The following is a 15,470-nucleotide window of genomic DNA, read 5'->3' as shown; positions in this document are numbered from 1 at the left end:
CGGCGCCCGCCGCTCGCAGGGCGCACAGACCGGCGGGGCCGTTGCCGCCGGGAGAGGAGGCCCGGATCGTCGTCAACGGCCCGGAAGGGCGGCTGCCCGCCGAGGAGATCGACCCGGTCGACCCGCCCTGGCCGCTGGAGGAGCTCGCCGACGCCGTCGAGACGGCGGCGGCGCGCAGCGGCGAGGCGGTCCTCGTCGTGCCCGACGGCCCGCGCCTGGTGATGCTCGCGGCCGACGGGGGAGCGGCTGTGCGTGCCTGCGTCGAGTTCTCGTCGACGGAGGCGGCGCAGCCGGAGCGCGCACGGCGACCGCACCGCGGGCCCAGCGCCCGGGGCGCGCGGGGCGGAAGCGAGGACGGGCTCGCGATCGGAGTCTCCGCGCCGGCCGGACTCCCCGCGGTCGGCGTCGCGTTCAAGCAGGCGGACCAGGCGCTCTCGGTGGCACGGCGCCGCGGCGTCGCGCTCGTCGAGCACGAGGACGTCGCCGCCGGCTCGATCCTGCCGCTCCTCGCCGACGACGCCGTCCGCGCTTTCGCCGACGGCCTGCTCCGCGCCCTGCACGAGCACGACGCCAACGGCCGCGGCGACCTCGTCGCCTCCCTCCGTGCCTGGCTCTCCCGCCACGGCCAGTGGGACGCAGCAGCCGCCGAACTCGGCGTCCACCGGCACACGTTGCGCTACCGCATGCGCCGCGTCGAGGAGATCCTCGGCCGCTCCCTCGACGATCCGGACGTCCGCATGGAACTCTGGCTCGCCCTGAAGACGACGGGGTGAGCGGTCGCGAGGCCGGCCGACTGCCGCGTTCCGGTCAACGGCAGTGCCGGTGCCGACCGACCACGCCACGGCCGCTCCGACGAGCCCGCGGTCCGCGGTGAAGCGCTGCGGCGCACCGCTCGCGAGCGGCCGCCCTCCTGAGCGGTCTCCCCCGCATTCCCGGCAGACGGCAACACCCTGATCAGCGGCCGTACTCGGCCAACGACCGCACCATGGCGAGCGTTCACCGCGCGCGCCGAACCATGCGCACTGCCCGCAAGCCACGGCGCACGGGCCCGACGCCCCTCCTTCCGGCCGTTTCGCAGCCGCCAGGGCCGGTGCTCGCGTCCCGGCGGAGGACTCACCGCAAGCGCCGAGCCGACGAGTTCCGGCCAACGACCGCTCCATGAGCCGGCTGTCACGTACGCGCCGAGCCGACAACTCCGCACCAGCGGCCGCTTCCCGGCCGAGCGAGCCCGGCGACCCGACAAGCCCGCGCGAGCTGCCGCGCCTCGACCAACCCGGCCCGCCGACCCCCCGCCTCCGGGCCAATCGCCCCACACCTCACCACCCGCAGCACGACCCCAACTCCCCACTCTCCCCGCCGCGTTGCCCCGCCCCAAGAGGCGCAACAGGACATTCCGTAGCCACCCCGTCCCGAACCCCTACGCACCGGACAAGGAACAGCACGCGCTCGACGCCCTACGGTGGGGCACAGCTCGGATCGCGCCCGTACGGCAGCCGCCCGGCGGTGTGCACCGGCACGGCGACCCGAGCGGGAGGGCACAACCGATCCGGAAGGGCGATCCCCAGTGACCACAGCGACTTCCCCGTACCCGTTCTGGCTCGCCGGCCGCACGGCCACGGGCAACGACACCCTCGACGTCACCTCGCCCTGGGACGGCCGGCTCGTCGGCACCGTCAGCCTGCCGGACGAAGCCCAGACGCAGCAGGCGGTGGCGGCGGCGGCCGAGGTCGCCGAGGAGTTCGCCGCCACCCCCGCGCACGTCCGCGCCGCCGCCCTCGACCACGTCGTCCGCCGCCTCGGTGAGCGCAGCGAGGAGGTCGCCCGCCTGATCTCCGCCGAGAACGGCAAGCCGATGAAGTGGGCCAGGGGCGAGGTCGGCCGCTGCCTCTCGGTCTTCCGCTGGGCGGCGGACGAGGCGCGCAGGTTTAACGGCGGCGAGGGCCAGCGTCTCGACTCGGACGCCGGCGGCGAAGGACGTCTCGCCTTCACCCGTCGCTTTCCCTACGGCCCGGTGCTCGGCATCGCGCCGTTCAACTTCCCGCTCAATCTCTGTGCGCACAAGGTCGCGCCGGCGCTCGCGGTCGGCGCACCCATCATCCTGAAGCCGGCCCCCGCCACCCCGCTCTCCGGCCTCCTCCTCGGCGAACTCCTCGCCGAGACCGACCTGCCCGCCGGTTCCTGGTCCGTCCTGCCCGTCCCCAACGACCGCATGCCCGACCTGGTGCAGGACGAGCGGCTGCCGATCATCTCCTTCACCGGCTCGGCACCCGTCGGCTGGTCGATCCTCGACTCGGTCCCCCGCAAGCGCGTCACGCTGGAGCTCGGCGGCAACGGCGCGGCCGTCGTCCTCGCCGACTACTCCTCCGAGGCCGACCTCGACTTCGCCGCGCAGCGGATCGCCACCTTCTCCAACTACCAGGGCGGCCAGTCCTGCATCTCCGTCCAGCGGGTCCTCGCCGACGCGTCCGTCTACGACCGGCTCGTACCGAAGATCGTCGCCGCGGTGGAGTCGCTCACCACGGGGGACCCGGAGGACGACGCCACCGACGTCGGCCCGCTCGTCAGCGAGGAGGCGGCCACGCGCGTCGAGTCCTGGGTCGAGGAGTCGCTGGCCGCCGGGGCCCGGCTCCTCACGGGAGGCAAGCGGGACGGCGCCAGCTTCGCGCCGACCGTCCTCGAAGAGGTGCCGGCCGACACCAGGATCGGCAACGAGGAGGTCTTCGGCCCCGTCGTCTCCGTGAGCCGGGTCGAGGGCGAGGAGGCGGCGTTCGCGGCCGTCAACGACTCCAAGTACGGCCTCCAGGCGGGCGTCTTCACCCATGACCTGCAAGCGGCCTTCCGCGCGCACCGTGCCCTCGAGGTCGGAGGGGTCGTCGTCGGGGACGTCCCCTCGTACCGCGCGGACCAGATGCCGTACGGCGGAGTGAAGGACTCCGGCGTCGGCCGTGAAGGCGTCCGCTTCGCGATGGAGGACTACACCTACGAGCGCGTCATGGTCCTCACCGGCCTCCAGCTCTAGGCACGCCGGCACGCTCCGCGCTGCATCCTCGGCGCCCTCTGCTGCGTCCTACTCCGGGGGCGCCGCCGCGGCCCCGCCCGACCTCTGGTTTCGGGCGGGGCCGCGGCTGTGCATCCCCCAAGTAGGTTTGCTCGAGGCGGAGTTGGGCCGCACCGGCGCGCATGCTGCCGGCCCGGGAGTGGAGGCGTCTGATGTCGGCATCGAAGAGGCCGCCACCGCAGTGGGGACGGCTCGCGACGCTCGCGGTCGCCGTCGCGGCGCTGCTGCTGCTCCTCATGACCGTGGGGCTCGCCCTCCTCGAACTGAGGTGAGGACGGGCGGCACGCTGCGCGGAGCCTGGTACGGGCGGCCACGATCGGGTACACACGACCGAGTAGCACCGGCCGGCAGTCAACGCCCCCACTCCTCCCGAGGTGAGCGAGATGACCGTCTCCGAGCGCGAAGCCCGTGCCGTCGCCGAGGCAGCCCGCGAACAGGACTGGCGGAAGCCGAGCTTCGCCAAGGAGCTCTTCCTCGGCCGCTTCCGCCTCGACCTGATCCACCCGCACCCCGAGCCGGCCCCCGAGGACGCGGAGCGCGGCGAGGCGTTCCTCGCCGAGCTGGAGGAGTTCTGCCGCACCGGCATCGACGGCGCGGCCATCGAGCGGGAGGACCGCATCCCCGACGAGGTGGTCCGCAAGCTCAAGGAGATGGGCGCGCTCGGCATGAAGATCGGCCGCGAGTACGGCGGCCTCGGCCTGACCCAGGTCTACTACAACAAGGCGCTCGGGATGCTCGCCTCCGTGAGCCCGGCCGTCGGCGCGCTGCTCTCGGCGCACCAGTCGATCGGCGTCCCGCAGCCGCTGAAGCTCTTCGGCACGCAGCAGCAGTGCGACGCCTTCCTGCCCCGCTGCGCGACGACCGACATCTCCGCCTTCCTCCTCACCGAGCCGGACGTCGGCTCGGACCCTGCCCGCCTCGGCGCCACCGCCGTCCCCGACGGCGACGACTACCTCCTCGACGGCGTGAAGCTGTGGACCACCAACGGCGTCATCGCCGACCTCCTCGTCGTGATGGCGCGCGTCCCCGCCTCCGACGGGCACAAGGGCGGCATCAGCGCCTTCGTCGTCGAGGGAGACGCGGAGGGCGTCACGGTGGAGAACCGCAACTCCTTCATGGGCTTGCGGGGGTTGGAGAACGGGGTCACGCGCTTCCACCGGGTACGCGTGCCCGCGGCCAACCGGATCGGCCCGGAGGGCGCCGGCCTGAGGATCGCGCTCACCACGCTCAACACCGGCCGCCTCTCCCTCCCCGCGACCTGCGTGGGCGCGGGAAAGTGGGCCCTGAAGATCGCCCGCGAGTGGTCGGCCGAGCGCGTGCAGTGGGGACGCGAGGTCGCCGGGCACGAGGCGGTCGGCAGCAAGATCTCCTTCATCGCCGCGACGACCTTCGCGCTGGAGGCCGTCGTCGACCTCGCCTCGCAGATGGCGGACGAGGAGCGCAACGACATCCGCATCGAGGCGGCCCTCGCGAAGCTCTACGGCAGCGAGATGGCGTGGCGGATCGCGGACGAGCTGGTGCAGGTACGCGGCGGCCGCGGCTACGAGACGGCCGAGTCGCTCGCCGCGCGCGGCGAACGCGGTGTCCCCGCCGAGCAGTTGCTCCGCGACCTGAGGATCAACCGGATCTTCGAGGGCTCCACCGAGATCATGCACCTGCTCATCGCGCGGGAGGCCGTCGACGCCCACCTCTCCGTCGCCGGCGACCTCATCGCCCCCGACACCTCCTTCGCCGACAAGCGCAAGGCCGCCCTCAACGCCGGTGCGTTCTACGCGAAGTGGCTCCCGCAACTCGTCGCAGGACCGGGCCAACGCCCCGGCGGCTTCTCGGAGTTCGGCAGTCTTGCTCCGCACCTGCGGTACGTCGAGCGCACCTCGCGCAAGCTCGCACGCTCCACCTTCTACGCGATGTCGCGCTGGCAGGGCCGAATGGAGACGAAGCAGGGGTTCCTCGGCCGCGTCGTCGACATCGGCGCCGAACTCTTCGCGATGAGCACCGCCTGCGTCCGCGCGGAGAAGCTCTACGCGGACGGCGCGGCCTCCGGCGACCCGGACGCCGCGGCGCGGGGCCACCACGCCTACCAACTCGCCGACGCCTTCTGCCGCCAGGCACGCATCCGCACCGACGAACTCTTCGGCCGGCTCTGGACCAACACGGACGACCTCGACGGCGAGGTCGTCTCCCGTGTCCTCGACGGCGCCTACACGTGGCTGGAGGAGGGCGTCGTCGACCCGTCCACCGCCGGCCCGTGGATCGCTCCGGCCGAGCCGGGACCGAGCAGCCGCGAGGACGTGCACCGGCGGATCGGGAGCTGACCAGGCACGCGCGGCGGCCCGTGCCGAATCCGGGCACCGGGCAACTCCCGCCGACGGGCAGCCCGCACAATAGATGCATGACCCATAGCCCAGCAGCGCCGCTCGCCGACCCGCACCAGCGCCACCCGACGGCGGCCGCCCCCGAGGGCCCCCGCGACGTGGTGATCCTCGGCTCCACCGGCTCCATCGGTACCCAGGCCGTCGACGTGGTCCTCGCCAACCCGGACCGCTTCCGGGTGACCGCCCTCTCGGCCGCAGGCGGCAGGGTGGAACTGCTGGCCGGCCAGGCGCACCGGCTCCAGGTCAGGGCCGTCGCCGTCGCCAGGGAGGAGAAGGCCGCCGAGGTGCGGGAGGCGCTGCGCGCCCAGTACGGCCCGGGCGAGCCGATCCCCGAGGTGCTCGCGGGACCCGACGCCGCCACCGCACTCGCCAAGTCCCCGTGCCACACGGTTCTCAACGGGATCACCGGGTCGATCGGCCTCGCCCCGACGCTCGCCGCGCTCGAGGCCGGCCGGGTCCTCGCGCTCGCCAACAAGGAGTCGCTCATCGTCGGCGGTCCGCTGGTCGCGGCCCTCGCCGAGCCCGGGCAGATCGTGCCCGTCGACTCGGAGCACTCCGCTCTCTTCCAGGCGCTCCTCGGTGGCGAGCGCCGCGAGGTCCGCAAGCTCCTCGTCACCGCCTCGGGCGGCCCGTTCCGCGGACGCACCCGCGCCGAACTCGCCGAGGTGACGCCGCAGGACGCGCTCTCCCACCCGACCTGGGAGATGGGCCCGGTGATCACCGTCAACTCGGCGACGCTCGTCAACAAGGGCCTCGAAGTGATCGAGGCGCACCTCCTGTACGACATCCCGTTCGACCGCATCGAGGTCGTCGTCCACCCTCAGTCGGCCGTCCACTCGATGGTGGAGTTCACCGACGGCTCGACGCTCGCGCAGTGCGGCCCTCCCGACATGCGCCTCCCGATCGCGCTCGGCCTCGGCTGGCCCGAGCGCGTCCCGGACGCGGGTCCCGTCTTCGACTGGACCAAGGCGATGAGCTGGGACTTCCACCCGCTCGACGACGCCGCGTTCCCCTCGGTCGCGCTCGCGGCCCGCGTCGGGGAGCTCGGCGGCACCGCGCCCGCCGTCTACAACGCGGCCAACGAGGAGTGCGTGGAGGCGTTCCTCGGCGGAAGGCTGCCCTTCACGGGGATTGTGGATACGGTCGCGGCAGTGGTCGAGGAGCACGTGGCGGAACCGGATGCCGCCACGGGAACCGGGCTGACGCTCGACGGTGTCCTCGGCGCCGAGCACTGGGCGCGTGCCCGTGCCCGTGAGTTGGCCGCGTCGCAGGTGGAGGCCCGCGTATGACGACGTTCATGACGGTGCTGGGGATAGTCGTCTTCGTCGTCGGCCTGCTCTTCTCCATCGCATGGCACGAGTTCGGCCACTTCAGCACGGCAAAGATGTTCGGCGTCAGGGTGCCGCAGTTCATGGTCGGCTTCGGCCCGACGCTGTGGTCGAAGACGAAGGGCGAGACCGAGTACGGCATCAAGGCGGTCCCGCTCGGCGGCTACATCCGCATGATCGGCATGTTCCCGCCCGGCGACGACGGCAAGGTCAGACAGCGCTCGACATCGCCGTTCCGCGGCATGATCGAGGATGCGCGCGCCGCCGCGTACGAGGAGCTCCAGCCGGGCGACGAGAAGCGGATGCTCTACACACGGCGGCCGTGGAAGCGGTTCATCGTGATGTTCGCGGGTCCGTTCATGAACCTCGTCCTCGCCGTCGTCGTCTTCGTGACGGTGCTGATGACCTTCGGCATCAACACCCAGACCACCAGCGTCTCGACGGTCTCCGAGTGCGTGATCCCGGCGTCCGCGCAGTCCGACAAGTGCCACGGCGGCGCGCCCGCGTCGCCGGCGAAGGCCGCCGGCCTCCAGCCGGGCGACAAGATCGTCGGCTTCGACGGGCACAAGGTCGAGGAGTGGGGCGACCTCCAGCAGAGCATCAGGGAGACCACGGGTCCCGCCACCCTCACCGTCGAGCGCGACGGGGTGCGCAAGACGCTCCGGGCCGACCTGATCGAGAACAAGGTCGCCAAGTCCGACGGCCGCGGCGGCTACGTCCCCGACGAGTACGTCACCGCGGGCTTCCTCGGGTTCACGCCGGCGAGCGGCGTCGTGCAGCAGTCCTTCCCGCAGGCCGTCGGCCGCATGGGGGACATGGTCGAGTCGGGTGTCCACGCGCTCGTCGCGCTCCCGGGCAAGGTGCCGGACCTGTGGAACGCGGCCTTCGACGGAGCGGAGCGCAAGCAGGACTCCCCGATGGGCGTGGTCGGCGCGGCACGCGTCGGCGGCGAGGTCTTCTCGCTCGACATCCCGCCGAGCCAGCGCGTGGCGACGATGCTGCTCCTCGTCGCGGGGTTCAACCTGTCGCTCTTCCTCTTCAACCTGCTGCCGCTGCTCCCGCTCGACGGCGGGCACATGGCGGGCGCCGTCTGGGAGTCGCTCCGCCGCGGCTTCGCCAAGGTGTTCCGACGGCCGGACCCGGGCCCGTTCGACGTCGCCAAGTTGATGCCGGTCGCGTACGTCGTCGCCGGTGTCTTCATCTGCTTCACGCTGCTGGTGCTCGTCGCCGACGTCGTGAACCCGGTGCGGCTGACGGGCTGACGGGCTGACGGCGTCCATGCATCCGCCGACAGCGGGCCGCGCTGCCGCGGATCGGTCCCGACCTGCGGGTCCGCTCCGCGGCACAGGGGTGATCGGGCGGTGTCCCGGGGAGCGATGTGCCCCCGGAGGGTTGGGTGCCGTAATCTCAGGGAACGGAGCCCGTCGATCCCGGGCCATGATCCACAGTTGGGGTTGCACGCGAAGATGACAGCGATTTCGCTCGGAATGCCGGATGTGCCCGTCAAGCTCGCCGAGCGCAGGCGGAGCAGGAAGATCCACGTGGGCCCGGTCGCGGTCGGCGGTGACGCACCCGTCTCCGTGCAGTCGATGACCACCACCAAGACGTCGGACATCGGCGCCACCCTCCAGCAGATCGCGGAGCTCACCGCCTCCGGCTGCCAGATCGTCCGCGTCGCCTGCCCGACTCAGGACGACGCGGAAGCGCTCTCCACGATCGCGCGCAAGTCGCAGATCCCGGTGATCGCCGACATCCACTTCCAGCCGAAGTACGTCTTCCAGGCGATCGACGCCGGCTGCGCCGCGGTCCGGGTCAACCCGGGCAACATCAAGCAGTTCGACGACAAGGTCAAGGAGATCGCGGACGCCGCCAACGCGGCCCGCACCCCGATCCGCATCGGCGTCAACGCCGGCTCCCTCGACAAGCGGCTGCTCGAGAAGTACGGCAAGGCGACCCCCGAAGCGCTCGCCGAGTCCGCGCTCTGGGAGTGCTCGCTCTTCGAGGAGCACGGCTTCCGGGACCTCAAGATCTCGGTGAAGCACAACGACCCCGTCGTGATGGTCAACGCCTACCGGCTCCTCGCCCAGCAGTGCGACTACCCGCTCCACCTCGGCGTCACCGAGGCGGGCCCCGCCTTCCAGGGCACCATCAAGTCCTCGGTCGCCTTCGGCGCCCTGCTCAGCGAGGGCATCGGCGACACCATCCGCGTCTCGCTCTCGGCCCCGCCGGTGGAGGAGGTCAAGGTCGGCACCCAGATCCTGGAGTCGCTCGGCCTCCGCCAGCGCGGCCTGGAGATCGTCTCCTGCCCCTCCTGCGGTCGCGCCCAGGTCGACGTCTACAAGCTCGCCGACGAGGTGACCGCGGGGCTCGACGGCATGGACGTCCCGCTCCGTGTCGCCGTGATGGGCTGCGTCGTCAACGGCCCGGGCGAGGCCCGCGAGGCGGACCTCGGCGTCGCCTCCGGCAACGGCAAGGGGCAGATCTTCGTCAAGGGCGAAGTGATCAGGACCGTCCCCGAGGCGAAGATCGTCGAGACGCTCATCGACGAGGCCCAGAAGCTCGCGGAGCAGATGGAGAAGGACGGTGTCGCCTCCGGCGAGCCGCAGGTCGCCGTCGGCGGCTGAGCCGGCCTCCCCGCCGGCAGCCGTTCCGCGCCCCGGTGTCCCGCCCGTCCACGCGGAGGTGCGTGAGAGTGTCCGCCGTCATCCGGCGGGACGGGACAGGTCCGTGCTGACCGCCCCGTCCGTCCGGCCGGTCGACCCCGCCGAACTCGACGACGTCCTGCGGGTGTTGCGGCGTGAGCCCGTCAACAACGCCTTCATCACCGCGCGGGTCGAGACCGCGGGCCTCGATCCGTGGCGGCTCGGCGGTGAGATGTGGGGCTGGTACAGCGCGGGACGGCTCGCGTCGCTCTGCTACGCGGGGGCCAACCTCGTCCCGCTCTGCGCGGAACCCGCGGCCGTGCGCGCGTTCGCGGAGCGGGCGCTGCGGCAGGGGCGGCGCTGCTCGTCGATCGTCGGCCCGGCCGAGGAGACCGCCGCCCTCTGGTCGTACCTGGAGCCCCACTGGGCTCCTGCGCGGGAAGTGCGAGCGTGCCAGCCGCTGATGGCGGCCGAGCGGGAGTCCGCCGCCGTGCCCGCCGATCCGCAGGTGCGCCGGGTGCGGAGGGACGAGGTCGAGCGCGTCCTCCCGGCCTGCGTCGCGATGTTCACCGAGGAGGTCGGCGTCTCACCGCTCGCGGGGGACGGCGGGCTGCTCTACCAGGCGCGCGTTGCCGAACTCGTCGGGGCCGGACGGTCGTTCGCGCGGTTCGAGGACGGGCGAGTGGTCTTCAAGGCCGAGATCGGCGCCGCCACCTCGGCCGCCTGCCAGATCCAGGGCGTGTGGGTGGCGCCCGAGCGCCGCGGCGAGGGGCTTTCGGAGCCGGGCATGGCCGCCGTGCTCAGGTACGCGCTCCGCGAGGTCTCGCCGGTCATCAGCCTCTACGTCAACGACTTCAACGCGGCCGCCCGCGCCTCCTACCGCCGGGTCGGCTTCCGCGAGGTCGGCACCTTCATGAGCGTGCTCTTCTGACGAGCCGCGCAGGCCGCTGCGCCCACATCGTCGCGGCGTCCCCGGCGAGCAAGTAGCCTCCGCCCATGCTGCATTCCTCGCAGGGAGGGCTCCCCGAACCGCCGGAGGCGGCCGTCGGACCTGTCGACCTCGCCGCCCGGGTGGACGACGCCCTCGCGGTGCAGGCGCTCGCCTTCGGCCTCGCCGAGGACGAGATCGGCGTCCGCCGCCACGTCATGCTGCGCCACGCGGCGCTGCGGCACACCCGCGCGCTGGGCGCCACGACCCCGGAGGGGCGCCTCGTCGGCTTCGTCTACGGGATGCCCAACGACCGCACCCAGTGGTGGTCGACGGTGGTCCACCCCTACCTGCGCGAGGACGGCCTCGACCACTGGCTCAGCGGCTCCTTCGTCATCACCGAGCTCCACGTCCATCCGCGCTGGCAGCAGCTCGGCCTCGGACGGCGGCTGATCACGGAGATCACCGACACCGCGACCGAGGAGCGCTCGCTCCTCTCCGCGATCGACACCGACAGCCCCGCGCGCCGCCTCTACCACCACCTCGGCTACCGGGACCTCGCGCGCCGCGTGATCTTCCCGGGCGCCGCGAGCCCGTACGCGGTGATGGGCGCCCGACTGCCGCTCGCCCGGCCGAGGTAGCCGTACTCCCCGCATCGCATTTCCGTGCGGTCACCCCCTGCCGATAAGCTCGCATCCGTTACCCGTACGGCCCGAGCAGGAGTACCCATGGCAGCCCGTGTCCAGCGTTTGTCCCGGTCGATGCTGAAGACGCTCCGGGACGACCCGGCGGACGCCGAGACGCTGAGCCACAAGCTGCTCGTCCGCGCCGGCTACGTCCGCCGCACCGCCGCCGGCATCTGGAGCTGGCTGCCGCTCGGCAAGCAGGTCCTGGAGAACGTCACCCGCGTCGTGCGCGAGGAGATGGACGCCATCGGCGCCCAGGAGGTGCTCCTCCCCGCCCTGCTGCCGAAGGAGCCCTACGAGACGACGGGCAGGTACGAGGAGTACGGCGACCTCCTCTTCCGCCTCGAGGACCGCAAGGGAGGCGAGTACCTCCTCGGCCCGACGCACGAGGAGATCTTCGCGCTGATGGTGAAGGACCAGTGCACGTCCTACAAGGACCTGCCGGTGATCCTCTACCAGATCCAGACCAAGTACAGGGACGAGGCCCGCCCCCGCTCCGGCATCCTGCGCGGCCGCGAGTTCACCATGAAGGACGCCTACTCCTTCGACACCTCCGACGAGGGGCTGGCCGAGGCGTACGCGCTCCACCGCGAGGCGTACATCCGGATCTTCGAGCGGCTCGGCATGGACTTCCGGATCGTCTCCGCCGTGTCGGGCGCCATGGGCGGCTCCGCCTCCGAGGAGTTCCTCGCGCCCGCCGCCGCCGGCGAGGACACCTTCGCGCAGTGCCCGCACTGCGGCTTCGCCGCCAACACCGAGGCCGTCACGACCGCCGTCGAGGCCGGCTCCGTCGAGGGCCTTCCGCAGCCGGAGGAGCTCGACACCCCGGACACCCCGACGATCGAGACGCTCGCCGCCCACCTCGGCGTCCCCGCCTCGGCCACGCTGAAGAACCTCCTCGTGAAGATCGACGGCGAGATCACGGCCGTCGGCGTCCCCGGCGACCGCGAGGTCGACATGGGCAAGCTCGAGGAGCAGCTCGCCCCGGCCGTCGTCGAACTCGTCACGGCCGAGGACTTCGCCGAGCGCCCCGATCTCGTCCGCGGCTACGTCGGCCCGCAGGGCGGCATGGCGGGCAAGGCGTTCCCGTACCTCGCCGACCCGCGCGTCGCCTTCGGCACCTCCTGGGTGACGGGCGCCAACAAGGAGGGCAAGCACGCCCGCAACGTCGTCGCCGGCCGCGACTTCGAGGTCGACCGCCACCTCGACGTCGTGGTGGTCGAGCCGGGCGACCCCTGCCCCAGGTGCGGCCACGGCATCGAGCTCGACCGCGCCATCGAGATCGGCCACATCTTCCAGCTCGGCCGCAAGTACACGGACGCCTTCGAGCTGGACGTCCTCGGCCAGGACGGCAAGCCGGTCCGCCTCACCATGGGCTCCTACGGCATCGGGGTCTCCCGCGCCGTCGCCGCCCTCGCCGAGCAGACGGCCGACGCGCAGGGCCTCTGCTGGCCCCGCGAGATCGCCCCGGCCGACGTCCACGTCGTCGCCGCGGGGAAGGCGAAGCAGACGGAGGTGGCGTTGGAGCTCGCCGAGCGGCTGGGGGAGGCGGGCGTCCGCGTCCTCGTCGACGACCGGGCAGGCGTCTCGCCAGGGGTGAAGTTCACCGACGCCGAGCTGATCGGCGTGCCGACGATCCTCGTCGCCGGCCGCGGCGTCAAGGACGGCCTCGTCGAGCTGAAGGACCGGCGCACGGGCGAGCGCGAGGAGGTGCCCTACGACGAGGCGGTGTCGCGCCTCAGCGCGCTGGTCCCCTGAGTCCCACGGGGCCCGGCTCCCGGGCCCTTCGCCGGAGGGCCGTCACAGCCATGTGGCGAACTCCAGCAGCAGTTCGGCGTCCGTACGGTTGCCGGCCCACTGGCGCACGCCCGACTCGACGGCGCGGTAGAGCGTCCAGCCGCGGAGGCGCTCGCGGTCGATGTCGAGCGAGTCGGCGAGGCGGTTGACCCTGCGTCGGGTGGAGGCGGCGGCGCCCGAGGTCGCCATCAGGTCGTGGAGCCGGTCCCGCGCCAGCCGGGCGAGGTCGAACGCCGGCTCGCCGACGAGCGGTTCTGGCCCGGCCGCGAGCCAGCGCGCCCGCGCCGAGTCGCTGGCGAGCACGGCTCCTTGGCGGAAGTCCCCGTGGAGCAGCACCGGGGGCTCCGGCCTTCGCAGCAGCTCCTCCCGCGTCTCCAACGCCTCCTCGACGAGGTCCTGTGCCTGGGGCGGCGCGAGGGCGCGCATCCTCGCCGCCTCCTGACTCGTGTGCGCCGCGACCGTCTCGAAGGCCCCCGTCTCGGCGGGCGGCCCGACCCAGAGGCGGCGGACCGTCGACGCGGCCTCCAGCACGGCCTTCGCCTCGGGCAGCGAGCGCAGCGACATCTCGCCCCGCAGCCGCTCCAACAGCAGGACGCCGTCGTCCGGTTCGGCCGCCAGCACGCGCACCGCGCCCAACCCGTCCCAGTGCGAGAGCGCCGCCCGTTCTTTGGCGCCGCGCTCGGCGGGCGTCGCGTCGAGGGGTGCGAGGAGCTTCAGCGCAGCCGGCTCCCCGTCCGCCCTGCGTACGAGCACGACGAGGCTGCTCCGCCCGCCCGGCGAGACCACCCGCTCGGGGACGAGCTCCCACCGGGCCAGCGACCGCTCCAGCAGCCCGCCGAGCCCCTCGAGCCAGGCGGCGCCCGTCGCCGCGGCGGCGTCCGGCTGCGCGGCGAGCGCACGTGAGAGCCGTCTCGGAATCTCCAGGGGCAGTACGGAGGACATCTGCTGGCGGCCTTTCGAAGCGGGCGGCGAACGGACGAGGCACCCACCACTGCACAGGCGCGGGTCAGAGCGTGCCGGACGCACCGCTCCCGGCGTCGGGACGGCCGGACGCGTCCGAGGAGCCCGGCCCGTCCGAGGGGGCCGAGGACGACGGGGCCGGCGCCTGGTCGGAGCCGTGGAGTTCGGTGAGCCCCGGGAAGGGTACGCCCGTGCCACGCCACCGCACCGACCGGACGGCCGCCTCACGGAGCGCGCCGGCGGCCTCGCGCCGCCTCGCCCCCTCGCTTGCCCGCACGAGGTCCGCGTACACCCCTGCGAGCCGGTCCTCCAGCTCCGCTGCGAGGCGCTCGGCCGCCGTGCCGTCGGGCACCGCGAACGGGAGCGCGTAGGCAGCGGCAGCGGGCTCCGGCTTGCCGCCCAGGTCGCGGATGGTGCGCCGGAGTGCGTCCCGGCGCGCACGGTGTGCGTCGTACGCCTCCCGGGCCTCCTTGCGGCGCTCTCCCGCGATCCGGCCTCCGACGACGCCGTAGCCGTAGACCGTGGCGTGCTCCGCGCTCAACGCGGCCTGTGCGGCGGCGAGTTCCTTCACGACTCGGACTCCAGCAGGTAGGCGTGCGCGGCCCCGGCGGCCGCAACGGAGGCGAGCACCCTGGCGAGTTCGGGCGGCGCATCGACGAGGCTGCGGGTGCGGCTCTCGGCGAGCCGGCGCTCCGCTTCGGCGAGCGCGGCGAGCGCACCGCCCTCGTCCTCGGGAACGTCCGCGTCGGGAGACGCCTCACCGCTCGGCGACGGCGGGCTCTGCGGCGTCGAGCGACCGCGCTGGCCGCGGGGGTCGTCGAGGACCTGCACATGCCGGGCGACCGCCGTACGGAGCGGCCCGAGCCGCTCGCCGAGCGCGGCGTGCGCGGCGAGTGCGCTGTCGTACCGCGCGAGCAGCGTCTCGCTCTGCTGCACGGCCCGCCTCCGCAACGCCCGCGCGCCGGCGGCCTTTTCCGCCTCGCTCGCATCGCCGGGCCCTGAGCCGTCCGAGCAGCCGGCGAGCGCACCGCCGGCTCCGAGCACGCCGGCGAGCACCGCCCTGCGAGGGGGCCCGGCACCGACCGGTGACGGTGTGCGCGGCATGGTGCTCTCCCTGGTGAAGACGAGTCTCGCCCGACTGTCTGACTATCACGTCACAATGATCATCTGCGAAGACCGGCACGCGACGCTACCCGTGCTCTTCCCGGAGTGCCGAACCGTCCATCGCGACGGGCCCGATGCGTACCCGTACGTCCCACAGATCCGGTGGTGTGCGCGCTGCCGCGGGGGAGATCGGTGGTCTGGTCCGTGCACTCCCCGACAGGCGATAGGCTTGACGCGACACGCCCCGTAAGTAGGCCCCACAACAGCACACGCGGCCGAGGAGTCACCCGGATGAGTACCACCCAGAGCGAGCGGCTGCGCGGACTGTTGGAACCGCTCGTCGCCGAGCAGGGACTCGACCTGGAGGAGGTCGAGGTGACCCCGGCGGGCAAGCGCCGCGTCCTCCGCATCGTGGTCGACTCGGACGAGGGCGTGCAGCTCGACACCTGCGCCGATCTCAGCCGCCTGTTCTCCGCGGAGCTCGACGCCTCGGACGTCATGGGCGGAGCCCCTTACGTCCTGGAGGTCACCTCGCCGGGCGCGGACCGGCCGCTCACCGAGGAGCGCCACTTCCGCCGCGCCGCCGGCCGCC

The 15,470-nt window shown here is 73.0% G+C and carries 12 protein-coding genes and 1 pseudogene; 10 read left to right on the top strand and 3 right to left on the bottom strand.

Features of this window, described 5'->3' with window-relative positions:
- The 9 genes from UWG_RS31580 to UWG_RS0124475 all read left to right on the top strand — a co-directional run.
- The coding region (locus UWG_RS31580) for a PucR family transcriptional regulator (protein ID WP_237720277.1) at positions 1 to 773 on the top strand (773 nt) is incomplete at its 5' end.
- Positions 774 to 1,564: 791 nt separating this feature from the next.
- Positions 1,565 to 3,019: an aldehyde dehydrogenase family protein gene (locus UWG_RS0124515; RefSeq protein WP_016909839.1), complete on the top strand. Its 1,455-nt coding sequence runs from the start codon at positions 1,565 to 1,567 to the stop codon at positions 3,017 to 3,019.
- A gap of 422 nt (positions 3,020 to 3,441) precedes the next feature.
- Positions 3,442 to 5,373, top strand: a complete 1,932-nt coding sequence (locus tag UWG_RS0124505) for an acyl-CoA dehydrogenase family protein (RefSeq protein WP_016909837.1) — start codon at positions 3,442 to 3,444, stop codon at positions 5,371 to 5,373.
- 77 nt (positions 5,374 to 5,450) lie between these two features.
- Positions 5,451 to 6,722 (top strand): 1-deoxy-D-xylulose-5-phosphate reductoisomerase, encoded by a 1,272-nt coding sequence (dxr, locus tag UWG_RS0124500; protein WP_029391737.1) that lies wholly within the window; start codon positions 5,451 to 5,453, stop codon positions 6,720 to 6,722.
- Positions 6,719 to 8,023 carry a M50 family metallopeptidase gene (locus tag UWG_RS0124495; RefSeq protein WP_016909835.1) on the top strand — a complete coding sequence of 435 codons (1,305 nt, stop codon included), beginning with the start codon at positions 6,719 to 6,721 and terminating at the stop codon, positions 8,021 to 8,023. The genes dxr and UWG_RS0124495 overlap by 4 nt, the downstream gene beginning before the upstream one ends.
- 204 nt (positions 8,024 to 8,227) lie before the next feature.
- Entirely contained in the window at positions 8,228 to 9,385 is a 1,158-nt protein-coding gene (gene ispG / locus UWG_RS0124490; RefSeq protein WP_029391736.1) for a flavodoxin-dependent (E)-4-hydroxy-3-methylbut-2-enyl-diphosphate synthase, read from the top strand.
- Between the two features lie 103 nt (positions 9,386 to 9,488).
- Positions 9,489 to 10,334 (top strand): GNAT family N-acetyltransferase, encoded by an 846-nt coding sequence (locus UWG_RS0124485; RefSeq protein ID WP_016909833.1) that lies wholly within the window; start codon positions 9,489 to 9,491, stop codon positions 10,332 to 10,334.
- 65 nt (positions 10,335 to 10,399) lie between these two features.
- Entirely contained in the window at positions 10,400 to 10,972 is a 573-nt protein-coding gene (locus UWG_RS0124480; RefSeq protein ID WP_016909832.1) for a GNAT family N-acetyltransferase, read from the top strand.
- 87 nt (positions 10,973 to 11,059) lie between these two features.
- The gene (locus UWG_RS0124475) at positions 11,060 to 12,775 is read left to right on the top strand and encodes a proline--tRNA ligase (RefSeq protein ID WP_016909831.1); all 1,716 of its coding nucleotides are present in this window, start codon (positions 11,060 to 11,062) and stop codon (positions 12,773 to 12,775) included.
- A 42-nt stretch (positions 12,776 to 12,817) separates the two neighbouring features.
- On the opposite strand, the gene UWG_RS0124470 is transcribed toward UWG_RS0124475, so the two are convergent.
- From UWG_RS0124470 to UWG_RS0124460, 3 genes are all read right to left on the bottom strand, one after another.
- Positions 12,818 to 13,756, bottom strand: coding sequence for an aminoglycoside phosphotransferase family protein (locus UWG_RS0124470; protein WP_016909830.1), 939 nt, complete (start codon positions 13,754 to 13,756; stop codon positions 12,818 to 12,820).
- Between the two features lie 64 nt (positions 13,757 to 13,820).
- Positions 13,821 to 14,345: a ferritin-like domain-containing protein gene (locus UWG_RS0124465; RefSeq protein ID WP_016909829.1), complete on the bottom strand. Its 525-nt coding sequence runs from the start codon at positions 14,343 to 14,345 to the stop codon at positions 13,821 to 13,823.
- Complete coding sequence (locus UWG_RS0124460) at positions 14,342 to 14,878, bottom strand: hypothetical protein (protein ID WP_029391735.1); 537 nt, start codon at positions 14,876 to 14,878, stop codon at positions 14,342 to 14,344. The genes UWG_RS0124465 and UWG_RS0124460 overlap by 4 nt, the downstream gene beginning before the upstream one ends.
- 291 nt (positions 14,879 to 15,169) lie before the next feature.
- Here UWG_RS0124460 and UWG_RS0124455 point away from each other — a divergent pair.
- Positions 15,170 to 15,470 (top strand): annotated as a pseudogene (locus UWG_RS0124455) (ribosome assembly cofactor RimP); the annotation flags it as partial.

The sequence above is a fragment of the Streptomyces xiaopingdaonensis genome (assembly GCF_000262345.1).
Lineage (GTDB): Bacteria > Actinomycetota > Actinomycetes > Streptomycetales > Streptomycetaceae > Streptomyces > Streptomyces xiaopingdaonensis.
Note: the sequence above shows the minus strand (reverse complement) of the source record. Positions and strands in the feature narration are given on the sequence as shown.

Excerpts from the sequence above, each read along its gene's own strand:
- UWG_RS0124460 (WP_029391735.1), bottom strand. The coding sequence starts at position 14,878 with ATGCCGCGCACACCGTCACCGGTCGGTGCCGGGCCCCCTCGCAGGGCG.
- UWG_RS0124495 (WP_016909835.1), top strand. The coding sequence starts at position 6,719 with ATGACGACGTTCATGACGGTGCTGGGGATAGTCGTCTTCGTCGTCGGC.
- dxr (WP_029391737.1), top strand. The coding sequence starts at position 5,451 with ATGACCCATAGCCCAGCAGCGCCGCTCGCCGACCCGCACCAGCGCCAC.
- UWG_RS0124505 (WP_016909837.1), top strand. The coding sequence starts at position 3,442 with ATGACCGTCTCCGAGCGCGAAGCCCGTGCCGTCGCCGAGGCAGCCCGC.
- UWG_RS0124475 (WP_016909831.1), top strand. The coding sequence starts at position 11,060 with ATGGCAGCCCGTGTCCAGCGTTTGTCCCGGTCGATGCTGAAGACGCTC.
- ispG (WP_029391736.1), top strand. The coding sequence starts at position 8,228 with ATGACAGCGATTTCGCTCGGAATGCCGGATGTGCCCGTCAAGCTCGCC.
- UWG_RS0124470 (WP_016909830.1), bottom strand. The coding sequence starts at position 13,756 with ATGTCCTCCGTACTGCCCCTGGAGATTCCGAGACGGCTCTCACGTGCG.
- UWG_RS0124480 (WP_016909832.1), top strand. The coding sequence starts at position 10,400 with ATGCTGCATTCCTCGCAGGGAGGGCTCCCCGAACCGCCGGAGGCGGCC.